The organism is Engelhardtia mirabilis, assembly GCF_007748095.1.
Taxonomy (GTDB): Bacteria; Planctomycetota; UBA1135; order UBA1135.
In genome coordinates, this window is record NZ_CP036287.1 from 4163991 (window position 1) to 4183284 (window position 19294).

The 19294-nt window shown below is 71.0% G+C and carries 17 protein-coding genes; 11 read left to right on the top strand and 6 right to left on the bottom strand.

Features of this window, described 5'->3' with window-relative positions; all coding sequences use genetic code 11:
* Window position 1 precedes the first annotated feature (1 nt).
* The gene (locus Pla133_RS15460; RefSeq protein WP_145066803.1) at window positions 2-1519 is read right to left on the bottom strand and encodes a TrkH family potassium uptake protein; all 1518 of its coding nucleotides are present in this window, start codon (window positions 1517-1519) and stop codon (window positions 2-4) included.
* Between the two features lie 84 nt (window positions 1520-1603).
* Window positions 1604-2968, bottom strand: coding sequence for a Trk system potassium transporter TrkA (gene trkA, locus Pla133_RS15465; RefSeq protein WP_145066805.1), 1365 nt, complete (start codon window positions 2966-2968; stop codon window positions 1604-1606).
* Window positions 2969-3030: 62 nt separating this feature from the next.
* On the opposite strand from trkA, the gene Pla133_RS15470 reads away from it, so the two are divergent.
* On the top strand, window positions 3031-3633 hold the full coding sequence (locus Pla133_RS15470) for an anthranilate synthase component II (protein ID WP_145066807.1): 603 nt from the start codon (window positions 3031-3033) through the stop codon (window positions 3631-3633).
* Here the strand turns inward: Pla133_RS15470 and Pla133_RS15475 are convergent.
* Together Pla133_RS15475 and Pla133_RS15480 are read right to left on the bottom strand one after the other, a co-directional pair.
* On the bottom strand, window positions 3606-3896 hold the full coding sequence (locus Pla133_RS15475; protein ID WP_145066809.1) for a hypothetical protein: 291 nt from the start codon (window positions 3894-3896) through the stop codon (window positions 3606-3608). The genes Pla133_RS15470 and Pla133_RS15475 overlap by 28 nt on opposite strands.
* Window positions 3897-4260: 364 nt before the next feature.
* Entirely contained in the window at window positions 4261-4974 is a 714-nt protein-coding gene (locus tag Pla133_RS15480; RefSeq protein ID WP_145066811.1) for a phosphotransferase, read from the bottom strand.
* A gap of 20 nt (window positions 4975-4994) precedes the next feature.
* Between Pla133_RS15480 and Pla133_RS15485 the strand changes: the two genes are divergently transcribed.
* From Pla133_RS15485 to Pla133_RS15495, 3 genes are read left to right on the top strand one after another with little or no spacing between them, the layout of a single operon-like run.
* Window positions 4995-6263, top strand: coding sequence for an SGNH/GDSL hydrolase family protein (locus Pla133_RS15485; RefSeq protein ID WP_145066813.1), 1269 nt, complete (start codon window positions 4995-4997; stop codon window positions 6261-6263).
* Window positions 6260-7210: an ABC transporter ATP-binding protein gene (locus Pla133_RS26365; RefSeq protein WP_419191573.1), complete on the top strand. Its 951-nt coding sequence runs from the start codon at window positions 6260-6262 to the stop codon at window positions 7208-7210. The genes Pla133_RS15485 and Pla133_RS26365 overlap by 4 nt, the downstream gene beginning before the upstream one ends.
* A gap of 6 nt (window positions 7211-7216) precedes the next feature.
* Window positions 7217-7999, top strand: a complete 783-nt coding sequence (locus Pla133_RS15495) for an ABC transporter permease (RefSeq protein WP_145066815.1) — start codon at window positions 7217-7219, stop codon at window positions 7997-7999.
* On the opposite strand, the gene Pla133_RS15500 is transcribed toward Pla133_RS15495, so the two are convergent.
* Window positions 7971-8684 carry a tetratricopeptide repeat protein gene (locus tag Pla133_RS15500; RefSeq protein WP_145066817.1) on the bottom strand — a complete coding sequence of 238 codons (714 nt, stop codon included), beginning with the start codon at window positions 8682-8684 and terminating at the stop codon, window positions 7971-7973. The genes Pla133_RS15495 and Pla133_RS15500 overlap by 29 nt on opposite strands.
* A 111-nt stretch (window positions 8685-8795) precedes the next feature.
* Here Pla133_RS15500 and Pla133_RS15505 point away from each other — a divergent pair, with 111 nt between their 5' ends.
* The 7 genes from Pla133_RS15505 to Pla133_RS15535 all read left to right on the top strand — a co-directional run bounded on the left by Pla133_RS15505 (window position 8796) and on the right by Pla133_RS15535 (window position 16820).
* Window positions 8796-10184: a lipid-A-disaccharide synthase gene (locus tag Pla133_RS15505; protein ID WP_419191574.1), complete on the top strand. Its 1389-nt coding sequence runs from the start codon at window positions 8796-8798 to the stop codon at window positions 10182-10184.
* 115 nt (window positions 10185-10299) lie between these two features.
* Window positions 10300-10920 carry an RNA polymerase sigma factor gene (locus Pla133_RS15510; protein ID WP_419195446.1) on the top strand — a complete coding sequence of 207 codons (621 nt, stop codon included), beginning with the start codon at window positions 10300-10302 and terminating at the stop codon, window positions 10918-10920.
* Window positions 10917-11360 carry a hypothetical protein gene (locus tag Pla133_RS15515; protein WP_145066823.1) on the top strand — a complete coding sequence of 148 codons (444 nt, stop codon included), beginning with the start codon at window positions 10917-10919 and terminating at the stop codon, window positions 11358-11360. The genes Pla133_RS15510 and Pla133_RS15515 overlap by 4 nt, the downstream gene beginning before the upstream one ends.
* Window positions 11361-11373: 13 nt before the next feature.
* Complete coding sequence (locus Pla133_RS15520) at window positions 11374-11694, top strand: YbjQ family protein (RefSeq protein ID WP_145066825.1); 321 nt, start codon at window positions 11374-11376, stop codon at window positions 11692-11694.
* A 186-nt stretch (window positions 11695-11880) separates the two neighbouring features.
* Window positions 11881-13020: a formylglycine-generating enzyme family protein gene (locus Pla133_RS15525; protein ID WP_419191576.1), complete on the top strand. Its 1140-nt coding sequence runs from the start codon at window positions 11881-11883 to the stop codon at window positions 13018-13020.
* 262 nt (window positions 13021-13282) lie between these two features.
* Window positions 13283-15109, top strand: coding sequence for a prenyltransferase/squalene oxidase repeat-containing protein (locus tag Pla133_RS15530; RefSeq protein WP_145066829.1), 1827 nt, complete (start codon window positions 13283-13285; stop codon window positions 15107-15109).
* A 25-nt stretch (window positions 15110-15134) separates the two neighbouring features.
* The gene (locus Pla133_RS15535) at window positions 15135-16820 is read left to right on the top strand and encodes an N-acetylmuramoyl-L-alanine amidase (protein ID WP_145066831.1); all 1686 of its coding nucleotides are present in this window, start codon (window positions 15135-15137) and stop codon (window positions 16818-16820) included.
* Here the strand turns inward: Pla133_RS15535 and Pla133_RS15540 are convergent, their stop codons facing one another.
* On the bottom strand, window positions 16821-19277 hold the full coding sequence (locus Pla133_RS15540; protein WP_145066833.1) for a hypothetical protein: 2457 nt from the start codon (window positions 19275-19277) through the stop codon (window positions 16821-16823).
* Window positions 19278-19294: the final 17 nt, after the last annotated feature.

The window sequence follows — 19294 nt, forward strand, 5'->3', positions numbered from 1 at the left end:
CTCAACTGCGCCAGAAGCGCGGCAGGAACAGGACGACGAGGGCGTAGAACTCCAGTCGCCCGAGGATCATGAAGATCGAGCACAGCAGCTTCGCCAGGTCCGGCATGTCCGCGAAGGTCTGAGCCGGTCCGACCGCGGCGAGACCCGGACCGATGTTGTTGAGCGTGCCCAGCACGGCGGTCGAGGCCGAGATCAGATCCACGTCCAGGGCGGTCAAGGCAATGGTGCCCGCGATCATCACCAGGGACCACAGGCCGAAGTAGCCGGTGACCATCGCGATCGTGGGCTCGTCCAAGGTCTGGCCGTCGATGCGGACTTGGTGCAGGGCGCGCGGACGTGAGAAGTGTTGCACGCTGCGCAGCGCCACCTTGGCGACGATCAGGACGCGCACGACCTTGATCCCACCGGCCGTCGACCCGGCGCAGCCGCCGATCGCGGCCAAGAGCATCAGGACCGCGCGACACAGGTCGGGCCAACGGTCGAAGTCGGCGGTGCCGAAGCCCGTGCTGGTCTGGATCGAGACGACCGAGAACATCGAGTCGCGCAGGCACAGGCTCAGGTGCGAGTAGTCCGGCAGACCGTCGGCCGCCCCTGCTACGCCGTTGGATCCGCCCCAGAACCACAACACCGATGTGATCAGCACCGTCGCCGCGGCCATGATCCCGGCGTAGACACGAATCTCCGTCGAACCGCGCACCGTGTCCCAGGCCGAACGCCAGCCGCGCCGCAGGATCGAGTCGTACAGCGCGAAGTTGATCCCGGCCAGGAACATGAAGACGATCAGAACGGCCTCGAAGGCCCAGGACCCGAAGTAGCCCGCGCTGGCCGAGTGGTTCGAGAACCCCCCCGTGGCGATGGTGCCGAAGGCGTGCAGGGTCGCGTCGTAGAGCCCCACTCCGGTCATCGTCAGGACGCCGATCTGGATCACGGTCAGGCCCACATAGACCCGCGCCAGGCTCAGGGCGCTGTCGCGCACGCGGGTGTGGGCCGCCTCGCGCGAGACGCCCGGCACTTCCGAGCGGAACAGGCTGCGCCCGCCGGTCGGGAAGAACACCACGAACACCAGCACGATGCCGACGCCGCCCAGCCAGTGCAGGAAGCTGCGCCAGAAGAGGACACCGCGATTCAGCGCGTCCAGATGCTCCGCGGGCAGGATGGTCGAGCCTGTGGTGGTGATGCCCGAGGCCGACTCGAAGAAGGCATCCACCGGACTGGCGATGGCGCCGGCGAGGACGAAGGGTATGGCCCCCAGCACCGACGCGGCGACCCACGACAAGCCCACCGCGGCCAGTCCCTCGCGGCGGAAGAAGTCCGGGCGACCCTCGGAGGTCAGGGCGCGGCCGCGGTAGATCGCCGAGAGGCCCAGACCCAGGAGCACGGCGATCAGCGCCGACAGCAGGAAGGCCAGGGCGTCGTCGCGCTCGGAGTAGTATTCGGCCACCGCCGCCGGGACCAGTTGGAACAGGCCCATCAGCAGGATCACGCGACCCAGCAGCCAAGCGACTGCGCCGAGGTTCAAAGTCGCACCCCGCGATCCGACGGGAGCTGCGCGGCTCGCGCCGGCGGCTGGCCGTCAATCCAGGGCCCGTCAATCCAGGGCCCGTCAATCCAGGGCATAGCCATCGCTGACTCCGAAGAACTCGCTCAGTTCTTCGACGCTCTCCGCAAGACTGAAGACGATCAGCCGGTCGCCGTTGCGAATGGTCGTCTCGCCGCGGGGGATCGTCACGTCGTCACCGTGGACGACGGCGCCGACCACCACGCCCTTGGGCAGGCCCAGGTGCTTGAGCTTGACGTCGCTCTTGCCGCCGGGCAGGCGGGCCTCGATCTCGATCACTTCGCCGCGACCTTCGGCCACCACGGCGATCGACATCACCGCCTCCGAACGCACGAAGCGCAGGATCCGGTTGGCACACAGGATGCGCGGCGAGATGGCGAAGTCGACTCCCATCACGTCGTAGATATCGCGGTAGGACGGCTTGTCGAGCAGTGCCACGGTGCGCTCGGCGCCGTAGGACTTGGCCAGCTGACAGGCGATCAGGTTGTCCTCGTCGTCGGCGGTCGCGCCGATGAACACGTTGACCTTGTCGAAGCGCTCCTCGCGCAACAGGTCCGTGTCGGTGGCGTCACCGACCAACACCATCACGTTCTCGGGGAAGCGCGCGGCGATCGTCCGGGCCCGGTCCGGGTCGCGCTCGAGGATGCGGATCGAGAGGCCCGGCAGCTCCGACAGACGCATGGCGAGCTGGCTGCCCACCCGGCCGCCCCCCATGATCACCACCGAGCGCCGACCCAGGCGCCTGGCGCCGGTCAGGAACTCGAACTGATCGAGAGCCGCGCTGCGACCGATCAGGTAGACCTGGTCGCCCTTCTCGAGCCGGTCGTCACCGTGGGCGGCGAAGAAGCTCTTCTTGCGGGCGATGGCCGCTACGACGACGTTGTCGGGCAGGTCCAACTTCGAAAGGGCCGCACTGGTCAGCTCCCCCGACTCGCTGATCCGCACGCGTCGCAACTGGACCCGACCGTCGGCGAAGGACTCGACCTCCAGGGCGTGCTGCTCGCGGACCGTGCGGATGATCTCCTGGGCCGACAGCTCGTCGGTGGACAGGGCCACGTCGAAACCCAGGGCCTGCTTGTAGAAGAACGAGTAGCCCTGCAGACGCCAGGTGTCCTTGAGACGCAAGATCACCCGCTTGGAGCCCATCCTGCGCGCCAGGGGCGAGGCCACCATGTTGATGTGGTCGTTGTCCGTGACGGCGATGAACAGGTCGGCGGTGCTGGCCCCGGCGCTGGCCAGGACCGAGGCCTGGGTGCCGTCCCCCTCGAGGGCCTGCACGTCCAGGGTCTCCCGCAGCCGGCGGATCTTGCCCGGGTCGCTGTCGATCACGCTCACGCGATGCGACTCACGCGCCAGGATGTCGGCCAGGTGGAAGCCCACCTCACCGGCGCCGACGATGACGATGTCCATGGGCGCACGATACGCTTCCCGCGCCGGCCGTCGCCAGGGCCCCGGCCGACCTCCGTGCCGCTTTGATCCTGCTCCTCGACCATCGCGACTCGTTCACCTTCAACGTCGCCCAGGGCCTGCTCGCCCTCGGCGCGAAGGTGGAGGTCGTCAGACTCGATGGACTCGAGCCAGCCGAGCTGCTGGCGCGCAAGCCCACCGGTGTGGTCCTCGGTCCTGGCCCAGGGCATCCGGCGGCGGCGCACGCAACTGCGGCCCTGGTCCGGATGGCTCCGCCCGATCTACCGCTGCTCGGAATCTGCCTCGGGCACCAGGTCTTGGCACAGGTCCACGGTGCGCGGGTGGTCCGCGCGCCGCGCCCGGAACACGGGCGCGCCGACCGCATCGACCACGACGGCCGGGGGTTGTTCCTGGACCTGCCCTCGACCCTCGAGGTCGGCCGGTACCACTCCCTCGCCGTCGACCCAGCGAGCCTCCCCGCCGAGCTGGAGCTGGCCGCGTGGTCCTCCGACGGCTGTCCGATGGCCCTGCGCCACCGGCACCTGCCCCACGACGGCCTGCAGTTCCACCCGGATTCGATCCTCAGCGAGTGTGGCCAAGACCTGTTCGCGCGCTGGCTCGAGCGGGTCGGGGACGCCCGTCAGCCGCGGCGTTCGACTTCGAGGTAGGCGACGACTCCGAAGGGGTCCGCGTGGACCCGCGTGCGGGCGACCTCGTCCGGTGCCAGGGTGCTGGCCAGCTCGGCCAGGTCGCGCTCGTCGCGGCAGATCAGTTCCCAGCCCATGAAGGTCTCCATGTAGCCGGCGTCCGCCACGGTCGGCAGGAAGTTGCTGATCCGGCTGCGGACGGCAGCCCGATCGCCCCACACGATCGGTCGACTGCCGCCGTTGATCTTCGGAACGCGGCCCGTGGTCGAAAGCGAACTCGTCACGGCCGACCTCGATCGAAACGAGCATCGCGAACACGCGGCACGATGCCCTGAAGGCGCCCGCGCCTCGAACACGTCATGCCTTCATCACGCTCGTCGACCCGCAGCGGAGCGTGCCGAGCCTCGATCCGCTCGCGCCCTCGGCTCGGGGGTCTGCCCACCCGACCACGGGGACACGGGACGGGGCCCACGGGCTTCGACATGGGCCGGTTCCCGGCCCGGAGAGTCAACGCCAACTCCCTGTCGTAGGGCGCTGCCCACGAGCCTGCGCCGTTCTGCGAACAGCCCCGAGCGAAGGCGCCAGGGCGGCGACGTGGCGGCGTCGACCTCGCCCTGTGCAGCTTCGGCCGGGCTCTGATCCAGGACACTAGTCCCGTCCAAGCGGAGCGGTCCAGGTGGGCCAAGGGCCACTGCTCGGGCGGCGCTCCTCGCCGTCGCGGGTGCGCAGGATGCACCGCGTGACGAAGTTGTAGAGGGGCTTGCCCGTGCGGCGCCAAACGGCTGCCAAGGGCGATCGACGACGCTGGGTCCCGCGGGCCCGCTCCTGCTCGGTCTTCGGTCGACCGCGGCGCTCGTAGCGCAGCCGATGCTTGTGGACGTGGCGCAGGTCGTCGCCGCATCTCGAGTGGAAGCTGCGGCCAGCTCGCCGCGGGTGGACACTGGCCAACTGGAAGTCGATCAGCGCCGGTCGCCCGTTCTCGAGGACCAGAATGTTCTGCTCCTTGTGGAGGTCGTTGTGGCAGACGCCGCGCTCGTGGAGCCGACCCACCAGCTGCTCCAGCAGTTCGAAGAAGTCGCGGGGCAGGGCCGTCGCCCGGTGCAGGGGCTGGCCGGCGAGGTAGGTTCGCAGACCGCAGGCGCGGCTCTGCTCGCCCATCAGAACGGGCACCGCGTCGAGACCCTGCAAGCACTCCAGGGCACGTCGCTCACGGGCCAGGAGAACCTGCGCCACCAGGCGCGAGGCGGGCACGGACCCGCCGCAGGCCACGCGACGCACCAGCGCCGGATCACCCGGCACGAGCTCGACGCGGCCGAGTCCGTCGCGCTTGAGCACCTGCGTCGCTTGCCCGGGGTCGTCCACGGGCCGTATTCTCCGCGGGCATGAGCCCCGGTGACAGCCCCGACCCTGGCCCCGCGGGCGAGGCGCGCGTCCGCCGCGGTCGACGGACGCTGCACAAGCTGCTGCTGTCGGTTGCCGTGGCGCTGGGGACCTTGATCCTCGCCGGGGTCGCGCTCGAGGTCGGCCTGCGCCTCTCCGGTGACCGCGACGCGGCCCTGGAAGCGGGCCTCAACCGCACCCACCGGCGCTGGGCGGAGCTGCTGCAATCGGACTTCTACGAGGAAGTCGACGATCCGGTACGCCGCTACGCCATGCGCCCTGGGGCCGTGACCCAGGTCGACGGTTGGACCTTTCGCGCCAACTCCCACCGCAGCCGGGGCGAGGAGTTCCCGACCGAGAAGCCCGCGGGCGAACGGCGCCTCTTGGCCCTGGGCGATTCCTTCTGCTTCGGCATGTGGTGCGACGAGGACGAGACCGTCGTGGCGCGCCTGGCCGCCAAGGCCACCGCGGCCGAGCGCGCGGCCGGCAGCGACGTCACCTGGCGCGGGGTCAACATGGGCGTGCCCGGCTACCACACGGGGCAGCAACTGCGCGCCCTGGAGCAGGACGGTCTGGCCATCGATCCGGACGTGGTGCTGCTGTACTTCAACACCAACGACATCCTGGCCGACGGCTTCTTCTACGACGAGGACCTGCGGATCCTGTACGGGGATGCCATGCCCCTGCCGGCGGGGCTGCGTCGGCTGATGTTCTCGAGTCACCTCTACGACTGGATCGAGCGGCGTTACGAGGCCCGGCTGACTCGCGGCCCGTCGCCCCACCTCTCCGACCGGAGCCCCTGGTCCCACAATCGCCCCGAGAATCGCGAGGCGACCCGTGCGGCCATCGCGCGCATCGCGCAGATCTGTCGCGAGCGCCACATCCCGCTGTTCGTGATCCACCAGCCGCTGATGAGCTGGATGGGCGACGCCCGCGACCCGAACTGGCAAATCCTGCCCTTGGTGGAATTCGCGGACGGGATCTTCGAAGAGGAGGGTCTACCGACCTTCAACATGCTGGGCTGGATGCGCGGCAACCTCGACGGGATCGACCGCGGACCCGAGGGCGAGGGACCCGCGCGCGAGTTCCAACTGGAGCAGTACTTCGCCGACGAGGCCGTCCAGGCCTACCTGGCCAAGTTGGCCGAGGGCAACGCGCCCGCCAACGTCGAGCTGCCCCGGGACCCGGACTTCCACCTGAACGGCGACGGCTACGGCGCCCTCGCAGAGCTCGTCTACCCGCGCATGCGCGCCGCCGGAATCCTGCCTTGACCACCACCACCCAACCGAGCGCGCCCGGGTTCACGGGCGTCTCGACCTCCCTGCGAGGTCTGACGCGCCACTTCGGCGACAAGATCGCCGTGCAACCCCTCGATCTCGACCTCGAGCCGGGCTCGATCGTCGGTTTGATCGGCCCCAACGGCAGCGGCAAGTCGACCCTGATGCGGATGGTCGTCGGCCTGCTGCGCCCCAGCGGCGGCTCGGCCACGGTGGCCGGGGTGCGCCTGCACGGCGACGGCACCGCCGTGCGCGCGCGCTGCACCTTCGCGCCCGGAGAGCTCGGCTTCTACGGCGAGCTGCGCTGCGAGGCACACCTGAAGTGGCTGCTCAAGGGCCGCGAGCGCTCCTCCGTGGCGCGCGGCATCGAGCTGCTCGAGCGCCTGGGCCTGCCGCGCCGCGGCCGGGTGCGCTCGTTCAGCCACGGGATGAAGCGACAACTGCTGTTCGCCGCGGCCCTGGCTCCCGACGTGCCCCTGCGGATCCTGGACGAGCCCACCGAGGGCCTGGACCCCAGCAAGCGCGGCGAGGTCATGGACCTGTTGCGCGAGGACGCCAGCCCCGGGCGCACGACCCTGCTCTCCTCCCACCACCTGGGCGAGGTCGACCATTCCTGCGACCGGCTCCTGTTCCTGTCCGCGGGCCGCTTGATCGCCGACGAGAGCGCGGTCGACCTGGCTGCCCGCGCGCGTCGCCTGGTGCGCGTCGAGTGGCCCGACGAGCCGCCGGCGGACCTCGAGTCCGCGGCCCGCTCCAACGGCGCCGTGGCGGTCATGGCCCACGGCTCGCGCACCACGATCGAGCTCGACAGCGACGATCCGCGCCCGATCCTGGGCCTCGTCGCACAGCGCACCGACTGGCCGCGCCCGGCCAAGGTCGAGTACGGCCAGCTTTCCCTGCGCGAGCTCTACCGCGACCTCTACGGCGTGGAAGGCCTCTGATCCCCCATGCCCTACGTCTGGCGCTCGGCCTTCTTTCGCGGCCTGATCTTCTCCCTGTTCCTGCTCGCGCACCTCTCGGTGACGATCGGCTTCTACCCCAAGTTCCTGGACGAGATGAGCGCCCTGGTGCGCCTCGCCAGCAACCTCGGTAGCCAATTCAAGATCCTCTCCGACGCCACGACCCAGAGCGACTGGGGCTACATGGCGGTGCAGCAGTTCTTCAAGTTCGGCGCGACCACCGGCACCTTCGTGGCCGTGTTGTTCGCCTCCGGCGCCGTGGCCGGCGAGTCCGAGCGGCGCACCCTGGAGGTCTGGCTGGCCCGCCCCCAACCGCGCTGGCGCGTGCTGCTCGAGCGCTACCTCGCGGGCGCCTTGGCGATCCTGGTGCCCTTCGTCGTGACCAGCGCCATGGGCCCCTGGATCGCCCACGTGCTGGACGTTCCGCTCGAGCCCGTCACCGACGATCCGTGGCTGTGGGCCTCGGCCGGCCTGCACTCGGCCCTGTTCCTGTTGATCATCTATGGCCTCGCGTTCCTGTGCTCCACGCGGGCGCAGAACGTGATTCGCCTGATCTTGACCCTGCTCTTGATCGGGATCGCCCTCTACGCCGCCTACTTCGTGCCGGGCGTCAACGACTGGTCGCCCTACGAGTACGTGGACCCCAAGGCCTTCGAGAACATCCGCGACAACGGCGGGGTGTTGATGAACCGCGTGGTGCCCTTCAGCGTGATCAACATCGTGCTGCTGATCGCGTCGTTGCTCAGCTTCGAGCGGCGCCTGCCGTCGTGAGCCCGGCCCACCAAGCTTTCAGCGCCCAACCGCGAGCCTCGCTGCGTTGGAACTTCGGAGCCTCGTCGGCGAGCTGGCGGGCTGACGCGAAGGCGGTCTTGGCCTCGGCCGACCTGCCCAAGGCCACCAGGGCGCGGCCCCGGCGGTAGGCGGCCTCGGGCGAGGGGCCGTGGTTGCGGTCGACCCGCTCGAGCAGCTCCAGGGACCCCGCCGGGTCGCCGCTGGCCAGGGTCGCCTCGGCCAGGCGCATCAGGGCTCCGCCGTAGGCGTACTCCTCGTCCCGCTCGACCACGGCGCGGAGCTCCGCGACCGCGGGCTGGGGCGACCCGCTGGCCAGGCGCGCGCAGCCCAGCCGATAGGGCCACTCGATCGCCTCCGGATCGCCACGACGCGCCTCCTCGAGGGGTTCGATCGACGCACGCACGCGACCGCGGGCCAGGAGCGCGGCGCCGAGCTTGCCGCGACCATGGGGCGTGTTCACCCGGCGCAGATCCGCAAGGCTGGCCCCATCGCGAGTGCGCGCCTCGCGCGACGCGACCAGGCGCTTGGCGAGGGCCGAGACGATCAGGAAGCAGGCCAGGAATCCGAGCAGCGACGAAGCCCTGACCAGGCCCCCGATCAGGGGCACCACGGACAGGACGTTGTAGAGCACGAATGCTCCGAGGAAGATGCCGACGAGCTGCACGAGGGGCCCATGTTACCCCTCGTCGGCAGCAATCCTCGACCGTGCAGCCTTGCCCGGGCCGCGCCCCGCGGGCACAAAGAGTCCTTGGAGACGCACCAGCCGCGCCCCACCTTGACCCGAGGCCACTCCGAGCGCAGAGCTCGCCACGGCCTCCCGCCGCAACTTGCGGTGGCGCGCGAGTTCGCCCGTGCCCTCGGGGCGCTGCTCCTCGGCCCCCTGCGTCTGGTGGCCTACTTCCTGACCCGGCGTCGGCTCGAGGCCGAGGTCCTCGGCGACCTCAGGAGCGGCTCCCCGCCGGATGACCCGCCCGCGCTGAGTCCCCCCGCGCCGGAGCTCGACCGCGGCCGCCCGCTGCGAGTGTTCATCTCCTGCGCCGAGCCCTCCGGCGAGCTGCATGCGCGGCACCTGATCGATGCGCTGTGCGAGGTCGCGGCAGAGCACGGCCTCGCCACCCCGACCTTGACCGGCCTGGGCGGCGAACGCCTGGACGAGAAGGGCGTGCGCCGGGTCGGCGATCCCGTGGCCAAGTCGGCCATGGGCTTCGGGGTGGTCGCGGCCCTGCCCTTCTACCTGCGCCTGCTGACCGACGCCGCCCGCGAGCTGCGCGACGGTCGGCCGAACCTGATGATCGCCGTGGATTCGCCGGCCCTGCACGTGCCGTTGGGTCACATCGCGCGGGGCTACGGCGTTCCCGTCGTGCACTTCGTCACGCCACAGTACTGGGGTTGGGCGCCCTGGCGCGTGGGCGGCTACCGCGCGGCCGTGGACCTGGCCCTGTCGATCCTGCCCTTCGAGCCGCCCTGGTTCGATCGGCACCGGGTGCGCACCGCCCACGTGGGGCATCCGATCCAGGACGCCCTGGCCCGCGTACCCGCCAATCCCGACCCTGACCGCTGCTCGACCCTGGCCCTGTTGCCGGGCAGCCGCAACTCGGTCCTGCGGCGCAACCTGCCCTGGATGCTGGGCGTCGTGGCAGAGCTGCGACAGCAGTTCCCCGAGCTGCGCGTGGCGCTGCCCCACGACCGCACCGAGTTGGAGCCCACCGTTCGGGAACTGGTCGAACAGGCCGGGGCCACCGATTGGGTCGACCTGCGGTTCGGTTCCCTGCACGCGACCCTGCGCGACTGCCGTGCGGCCTTCTCGGTCTCGGGCACGGTCCTGCTCGACCTCTTGCACCACCGCCTGCCGACGGCCGTCGTCTACCGCGTCGATTCGAAGCTCGAGGCTTGGCTGGCCCAGCACGTGCTGACCGTGCCCTTCTTCGCCTCGACGAACCTACTGGTCGGGCGCGAGGTCTGCCCCGAATGGTGCTTCGCGGGCGACGGGCCGAGAGGCGACGTGCTCGAAGCGCTGAGGACCCTCTGGGTCGACGGACCCGAGCGCAGCGCCGCCCGCGAGGGACTGGATCTGGCCGCGTCGCGGCTGGGCCAGCCCGGCGCCAATCGCCGCGCCGCCCATTGGGCCCTGGCCGAGGCGGGTCGGGAGCGAGCCGATGTCTGAGGCCCCCGAGCAGTCCGATGGGAGCCAGATCCCCGCGCCCGGACCGAAGGAGTCCGCGATGGAGCCGAGGCAGCCCATGAATAGGCGCAACGAGGCGGCGTATGAGCCGCCCTCGATGGAATGCCAGGTAACCCGATTGATGACCGCGGCCAAGGCTGGCGACCGCCACGCGTTCGACGAGCTCGTGGCTCAACTGCGCGGGCGCGCCTTCCAGGTCGCCTCGTCCATGGTCGGCTCGCGCGACGACGCCCTCGACCTCTCCCAGGAGACCTTCATGAAGGTCTACCGGGCGCGCGAGACCTTCCGCGAGGACCAGCCGTTCCTGCCCTGGTTCCACCGCATCCTGCGCAACACCTGCTTCAGCTTCCTGCGCAAGACCAAGCGCCTCAAGCGCTCCTCGCTCGACGCCCACGACGAGGACGAGAGTCCCTGGGAGATCGTCGACGAGGGACCCTCGCCCAGCCGCGGCGCCGAGATCGAAGAGGTCCGCACCCTGTTCGAGCGCGCGATGTCGGAGATGAAGCCTCGCGACCGCGAGATCCTGACCCTGCGCCACACCCAGGAGCTCTCCTACCGCGAGATCGCCGAGGCCCTGTCGATCCCCGAGGGGACGGTGATGTCGCGCCTGTTCCACGCGCGCCGACGACTGCGCGACCAGCTCGGTCCGCTGCTCGGCGAGACCGAAGACCCGACTCCCGTGGCGGCCCCCCCCGAACGCCCCAGGCCTCCGAGATGAGCTCCCAAGAGCACCCCACGCCCGACCAGTTGAAGGCCATGGCCTACGTCGACGGGGAACTCCCCGCCGGTGAGTGGGCCGAGTTCGAGTCGCGCTTGCGACGCGAGCCGAGCCTCGCGCGGGAGGTCGCCGAACTGCAAGGCTTGGCCCTCCTCGCCAGGCAGATGGCCCCGCCCGAACCCCAGGACCACGAGTGGGAGCGCCTGCGCGCCGATCCCTGGCACCGCTTGTTCACCCGTGGCGGCCTGGCCCTGCTGCTCGGTGGCCTGGGCACCGAGGCCGCGCTGCTCTTGCTCGGAATCCAGAACGAAGTCGGCGAGCACGCCCTGCTGTTCAGCGGCGGCGCGGGCTTGGCCGGCTTCGTCATGCTGCTCGCGGCCGCCCTGCGCTGGCGCACGCGCAACCTGCCCTTCGACCCCTACGTCCACGTGCGCCGGTGAGCGCCCGCCAGGCATGCTGATCACCACCACTCCGGCTATCGCGGATCGCGAGATCGCGCAGACGATCGGGCTCGTGCGCGGCAGCGCCGTGCGCGCCAGCCACCTCGGTCGCGACATCTGGGCCTTCATGAAGAACCTCGTCGGGGGCGAGATCGACGACTACACGAAGCTGATGGCCGAGGCCCGCGAGCAGGCCATCGACCGCATGGTGGCCGAGGCCAGAGCCCAGGGCGCGGACGCGGTCGTCGGCCTGCGCTTCGCCAATTCGACCATCGCGTCGGGCGCGGCCGAGGTCCTGGCCTACGGCACAGCGGTGAGGCTGGCCCAGAGGTGACGCTGACCGGGCGGTGACGCTGACCGGGCGGTGACGCTGACCGGGCGGTGACGCTGACCGGGCAGTAAGGCTGACCGAGCAGTGACAGGCGGTCCAATCGCCGGGGAGCGCAAGAGTCGCTACGCTCGGCCGTACATGGTTCAGCCCTGCTCCCCGAATTGGCCGCGGCGTCGGTCGCTGCCCCCCTTGCACGCGCTCGCGGCCGTCGGGCTCGCGGGCATCGCGGCCGCCTGCGCCCCGGCGCCGGCACAGCCGGGGTCGTCGGCGGGCGAAGTCGCGACGGACGCGCCGGTCCAGGCCGGCGAGCAATCGACCGCACCCGCGCCGTCCCCTGCGGGCATGGTCTGGGTCCCGCCGGGACGCTTCAACATGGGCTGGGACGGCCCCGAGGCGCGCGCGGACGAGCGGCCTGGCCACCCGGTCCAACTCGACGGGTTCTGGATCGACAGCACCGAGGTCACCAACGCGCAGTTCGCGCAGTTCGTCGATGCCACCGGCTACGTGACCATCGCGGAGCGGGCGCCGGATTGGGAGGAGCTCAAGGCTCAACTCCCGCCCGGAACGCCCGAGCCGCCGCCCGGGGTGCTGGTCCCCGGATCCCTGGTCTTCACGCCGCCCTCCCATGCCGTCTACCTCGACGACGTGAGCCAGTGGTGGACCTGGACCCCCGGCGCGTCGTGGCGTCATCCCGAGGGTCCGGGCAGCTCGATCGAAGGCCGAGAGCGGTATCCGGTGGTGCACGTGGCCTGGGACGACGCGGTGTCCTTTGCCGCCTGGGCCGGCAAGCGCCTGCCGACCGAGGCCGAATGGGAGCGCGCCGCTCGCTTCGGTCACGACGGCCAGCGCTTCGCCTGGGGCGACGAACTCGAGCCCGGCGGCCGGCACCTGGCCAACATCTGGCAGGGGAAGTTCCCCCACCACAACGAGGCCCTCGACGGCTTCGTCGGCGCAGCGCCGGTGGGCAGCTTCCCGCCCTCGGAGCTGGGCCTGTTCGACATGTCCGGGAACGTGTGGGAGTGGACCGCGGATCGCTTCGACCCCGGCACCTACGGCCGGCGCGTGGCCGAGACCGAGCCGGGGACCTGCTGCTCCAACCCCACGGGACCGGCCCGCGCGGCCGATCCGCGCAACCCGTTGACGCCCGACAGCCGCGTGCAGAAGGGCGGCTCGTTCCTGTGCCACGCCAGCTACTGCTCCAGCTACCGGCCCAGCGCCAAGATGGCCTCCTCCCCCGACTCGGGCCTGAGCCACCTCGGGTTCCGCTGCGTGACGACGCCACAGCTGTGGGCGGCGCGCCCCGCGGCGGGGGGACAGCCGCAGCGCTGAACGCCACCGCCGCGGCGGCGCCAGAGTGGGGACGGGGCCTGCTACCCGAATCGGTGCGATCGCGCGACGGCATCCCGATTGAGCTCGGCCGGCCCCGGCGGGGAAGGGTGGCAGACGCCCCCGAACCGAGGACCCGGTCGCCCCACAAATCGCGCGCGGGAGGGGTTGAACCCGATCGACGATCGGGCGTTGATGTCGGACTCCGGGATCCCAGCTCCCGCCCCTTCCCAACGACGCCGGCCCTCCGCCGTACCCGCAGACGATGATCGCCGCCCTGCTCCTCGCCGCCCTCGCCAGCCCGACCCTGTCCTCAGCCGCTGCGCCCGCCGGTCTTCCGACCGCTGGCGCGCCGCCGCAGGGGGCGGTCGAGGCCACGGCCGAGGGCCTGAAGTCCGAGATCGACGCATCCCTGCGTTGGCTCCGCGCCCAGCAGGACCTGACCACTGGGGCCTACGGCGACGTTGAAACCACGGCCTGGGTGGTGCGCGCCTTCATCGGCAGCCCGCGGGGCTACCACGTCTCGGACGGGCCCTTCCTGACCAAGGCGCTCGACGCCCTGCTCACCAGGCAACGCCCGGACGGCGCCGTGGCCGACGCCGACGCCGCCCCGCACCAGGTGCTCGCCCAGACCCTGGCGGTGGCCCAGACCCTGTCCCTGATCGACGAGGAGCCGGCCCTCGCCATGTTCGGACGCGCGCGGGCCTTCCTCGGTCTGGCGTCGGTCGAGGCACCGCACCCCGCGGCCACGGACGCCGCGACGGCGGCGCGCATGGCGAACAACCTGCTCGCCCAACGGGACAAGGCGGGCTTCTGGGAGGGCTACGGCGGTCGCACCCTGACCACGGCCAAGAACGTCTGGGAGCTCTCCGGCTACCACGACGCGGTCAAGGCCGCCGAGCCCAAGGCCGCGCCAGTCGAGCCCGTGCCCCTGCCCGCCGCCCGGAGCGTCGACAACGAGCAGGCGCGCCAGGGCCTGGCCCGCGGCGCCGGTTTCCTCGTCGCGAATTCCAATGCAGACGGCCTGTGGGGCGCGCTGGGTCAGACCGACCCGGGTATCACCGCAATGGTCGTGGGTGCGCTCCTGACGACGCCCGAGCCGCGCGGGGTCGAGGTCGAGTCGGCGATCAACAAGGGCCTCGACTACCTGCGCGGATTGAAGCAGAAGGATGGTTCGATCCACGCGGGCGCCATGGCGAACTACGTGACGTCGGCTTCCGTCCTGGCGCTGACGCGTGCCGGCCGCACCCAGGACGTGCCCCTGGTCGAGGGGGCGCGCGAGTTCCTGCTGGCACTGCAGGCGGACGAGGGTGAGGGCTATGGACCGTCGGATCGCTACTACGGCGGCGTCGGCTACGGCGGCGACGAACGCCCCGACCTCTCCAACCTCCAGCTCGCCCTGGAGGCCTTGGCAGCGGCCGGCGTCGAAGAGGGCGACGAGGCCTACAAGAAGGCCCTGATCTTCCTGCAGCGCACCCAGAACCGCAGCGAGAGCAACGACCTCGTGCTGGTCGTCGACGGGGACACGGTGCGGCCCGGCAACGACGGCGGCGCGGGCTACGCGCCGGGCGAGTCGAAAGCCGGCTTCGTCGAGCTGGCGGACGGGACCAAGATCCCGCGCTCCTACGGCTCGATGACCTATGCCCTGCTGCGCGGCTACCTCTTTGCCGGCCTGCCGAAGGACGACCCGCGTGTCGAGATGGCTTGGAAGTGGCTCACGGAGAACTACACCCTCGACATCAACCCGGGCTTCGCCATCGGTAGCGATCCGTCAGCGCCCTACCAGGGCCTCTACTACTACTTCTATTCCATGTCCAAGGCCCTCGACACCTATGGTCAAGAGCAGGTGGTGGACGGCGCGGGCGTGGCGCACGACTGGCGCGAGGAGCTGGCCGGCCGTTTGACGGCGATGCAGCGCCTCGACGGATCGTGGATCAACGCCAACAGCCCGCGATGGTGGGAGGGCAACCCGGTCCTGGCCACGGCCTACGCCATGCTGGCCCTCGAGGTCACGGCGCGCGGCTTGACGACGCCGGGGGCCCCCGCCGCGGGGAACGCGGGCGACGGACACACCGATCACGAACACCGCTGACCGATCGCGGCGTAGGATCGCCGGCATGAAGCTGGAGATCCTCGCCGCTGTCCACCTGGCCGCTGTCCGCCTCGTCGTCCCTGTCCGCCTCGCGGCTGTCGGTGTTGCCACGGCGACCTTCGCGTCGGCCGTCTTGGCCGCCCCCGCGGTGGCGCAAGGCCTGCCGATCGCAACCACTCCCCTCGAGGGGCTGCGCCTGGCCGCGGGCGAGTCGATCGAGTTGGAGTTGGACGCGCCCCTGCCGGCGCGCTCCCTCGGCCTTTGGTGGCGGGGGGATCTCGGGGAGGCCTGGTTCGAGTTGCTGGATCCGAACGGAGCGGGGCTCGGGGTCCAGCCGATCGTCGCCGCCCACGACCTCGCCCCCGATGTCGTCGGTCTGGACCGGCCCGCCGGCGCCGCATCGGTGTCCGGGCTCACCCACGCCTACGGAGGCCCGGCGGCGGGCGCGCGATTGACCCTGGTTGGCCCGACCACGTTGAGCGGCCTGACCGTCGTCTGGATCGGCCCGGGAGCCACGCCGCTGCAGCCGACGCCCCTACCCGTCGCGGCCGGCGCGGGCTATCCGAAGCCCTTCATCTACGACCGCGCGAGCTGGGGAGCCCTCGCGCCCCAGTGCGGCGTGAGCTACTGCAACACGACCCACGTGGCCCTGCACCACTCGGCCTCGTCGGCGGACTTCCAGGCCTCGACCTGGTCCCAAGCGGCGGCGAACGTCCAGTCGATCCAGGCCTACCACATGTTCACCAACGGCTGGTGTGACGTTGGCTACAACTACCTGATCTCCAAGCAGGGCTGGATCTTCGAGGGGCGCGCCGGCGGCGACGACGTCAAGGGCGCCCACGACGGCAAGAACTGCGGTTCGATGGGCGTGTGCGTGATGGGCTACTTCCATCCGCCGGTGAACAACGCCCCCACTGCGGCGCTGCTCGAGGCCTTCGGCGAGTTGGCCGCCTGGAAGTGCGATCAGCAGGGCATCGATCCCACGGGCTCGGCCTTCTACGCGGGCCTGGGTGCCGTCGAGCAGACGCTCTACGGCCACCGCGACGTGAGTGCCACCGCCTGCCCCGGCGACTCGCTCTACGCCGAGCTGCCCGCGCTGCGTGCGGACGTGGACGGCAAGTTGAGCGGAGGCGTCGGCACCAGCGGCACGCTCAAGGGCGTGCTCTACGACGCGACCCTCGGCATCGGCGCGCGCATCGCGGGCGGCACCGTGGCCCTGTCAGACGGGACCTTCACGACCTCCGCGTCGGACGGCTACTGGGAGTTCCCCCTGCCGGCCGGCACCTATCCGGTGGCCGCCACCGCGCCGGGTTACCGCGTGGCCCACTCCAGCGAGACGGTCACCGGCGGTGACGTGTGGGAGAGCCTCGGCCTGGTGCCGAGCCCGGGCTCGCCGACCCTGGTGGTCACGCCACTCGCCGGCAGTAGTTTCGCCAGCTCCACGGGCGCGTCACCGAGCAGCGCCGTGTGGTTGGGCTACGCGGGCGTGCCGGGCATCCCGCCGGTGCCCTTCGGCGCTGCGGGTGACCTGTGGCCGCACCTGGCCACCCTGCAGACCGTCTACCTCGGCAGCGTCGGCGGATCGGGCGTCTTGAACGTGAACCTGCAGGTCAGCGGCGCGCCCTCTGGGCTGACCCTGCACTTGCAGTGCTACGTGCTGACCGCCGGCCAGGCGCGCCTGACGAACGGCGCGGCCTGGCAGGCGCCCTGATCACTGCTGCTCGATGGGGACGAGCTCGAGGTCGCCGTAGAAGCCGACGTGGTCCTGGAGCGGTCCACCCAGGCTGACCTCGGTCGGCGTGAGAGAAAGTCCCGCGGACTCCAGCGAGGGCAGGGGCACCTGCCCCAGCACCGCCGCCAACTGGGGCACCAGGAAGCCGGCCAGGAAGTCGAGCCCCACCTGCAGCACGGTCAAGTCCCCGCCGGGGAAGGACCCCACCACCAAGCCGGTGACCTGCTCACCCGTCAGAGCCGCGGACAAGGTCCCGTCGGCCTGGATCGTGAGGCCCAGGTCGGCGCTGGCGTCGAGCACCAGGCGCAACACCGGAATCGGCGCATCGGCCCCGGCCACGCGGAACTCGACCACCAGACCGGCCAGGTCGATCGTGCCCAAGTTCGCGCTCCCGGGTGTCGCGCGCACGCGCGGCGCCAGGCTGCCCTCCGCGCGCATCTCGACCGGCGTGCCGACCGGAAAGCGATCGAAGCCGGCGCCGGGGAACAGCACCTGGAGGGCGTCGACGGTGAGCTGCTCGCCAGGTTGGCCCCCGAGCAGGGCCGGATCGACCAACTCCGCCAGGTCGCCGTCCAACAGCCCCGCGGCGGTCGAGGCGCAGAGCACCAGGTTCAGGAAGCCCGCCGAGGCCGCCAGGCCCGCGGTGTAGACCTGGCCGTTCGGGCTCAGGGCACCGAAGGCCGGACCGCTGCCGAAGGTCGCCGGGTAGACCGTCACCACCGGCGAGCCAGGCTCCGAGGACAGGGCCGCCGCGGCGCCGTTCATCCGTAAGGTGACCCCGCCCGACGTCTGCTGGACGCTGGCGAAGTCGGCGTCGATCTGCACGTCGACCTCGAGCGTCTCGAACAGGTTGCCGCTGAGCTCGTAGGAGTTGAGGATCTCCTCGATCGCCGGCCCCATCTCGGCGCTGAGTGAATCGGCCACCGCGCTCTCCACTTGCTCCTTGACCCAGTCCTCGATGATGAAGAGCTCGGCCACGGAGCCGAGGAAGCCGTCGAGGTCGAAGTTGAAGCCGTTCCGCACCACAGTCGGGTTCTGCAGATCGACGACGATCTCACCGTTCTGCACCGACAGCACCATCAGGGCCGAGAGGTCCGTCGAGCTGGAGTCGATCGATCCGGTCAGGTTGTAGGGGATCTCGAGCAGGTCGCCCCAGACGTCGAAGGTGGCGTGGACGTTCTTGACCTTGACCAAGCCGAGCAGACTGCCCGACTGGGGCACGAGCTGCAGGTCGATGTCCTGGCCGAAGCTGACCGAGGTGAACTTGACCGTGGCCGAGAAGATGGTGAAGCCCCACAGCCCCTCGTTGTTCGCGACTTGGGTCGCCGGCAGGCCGAGCAGCAGAGCATCCAGATCCGCCGCCAGCAGCTCCTGTTCGCCGGCCTGGGCGACCATCTGCAAGCCCGCCGGAGCGAGGTGCGCCGAGAGCTGACCCGCCGCGCCGGCCGTGAGCGGGAGGGCCAGGCCCTGGCCGACGGTCACGCGCTTGCGCGCCACCTGGCCACCCGCAGTGGTCAACTCGAACAGCAGCGGCTCGAAGGCCGCCGCGGGATCGAAGGCGACGAACTGTGACGCGAAGGCGCCGCCCGGTCCCAGGGCGAGTGCGTTGCCGTCGAGCGTCAAGCCTGCACCGGCTACGGGTCCGGCGACGAGGCCCGACACGTTCAGGCCCGGCCCCGCGACCCAGGTGCCGTCGAGAGCCGGCGTGGTGTCGAGCCGGAAGGCCTGCACGAGGGTCTCGTCCACCGTCTCGACGCCACCCGCGCTGACCCGCAACCGCGCGCCGTAGGTTCCCGGCAGGTCGGGCACCAGCACGCCGAAGAGGCCGTCGGCGTTGGCGATCGTCGCGCCGCTGCCGGGGGGCGCGGAGGTCAGCTCCCACAGCAGTGTGGTTCCGGCGGGGACCAGGCCGTCGGGGTCCGCTGCGTCGCCGCCGTCGAGCACGACGGCCGCCTCGACGAAGGTGGCCTGGTCCTGACCGGCGCCGACGGGCGGCACCACCGTGAGCAGCGCGCCTGGCGTCACAGCGAGCCCGAGCGGTTCGGCCGCGTCGAGCACCAGGCCCGCGAAGTGCACCTGGAGCCCGCTCAACACCGGCGCGTCAGGCACGATGCCCAGGGTCGCCAGGACTCCGGCGCCGTCGGTGCTGCCGAGCACCAGTTGGCCCAGCGCCGGCGTCAGGCCCAGCGGTACCGCGACCCCCGCGATCGTCGTGGGGCCCGGATCCACGTCGTAGTAGATGGCCGCGATCGAGCCCGGCGCTCCGCTGACCTGGGCCACGAAGGACGTTCCGTACGTGACCTCGATCGACGAGGCCCCGTCGAGGGTCAGATCCGCGCCCCAGGCCGGCCCGCTCAGGGCCAAGCAGCCAAGTGTGGTGAGCGACCGGGTCCGGAACGAGCGACGCCATGCGGTCGGGGGGGTGTGGCTGTGCATGGGCCCAACGATAGCGC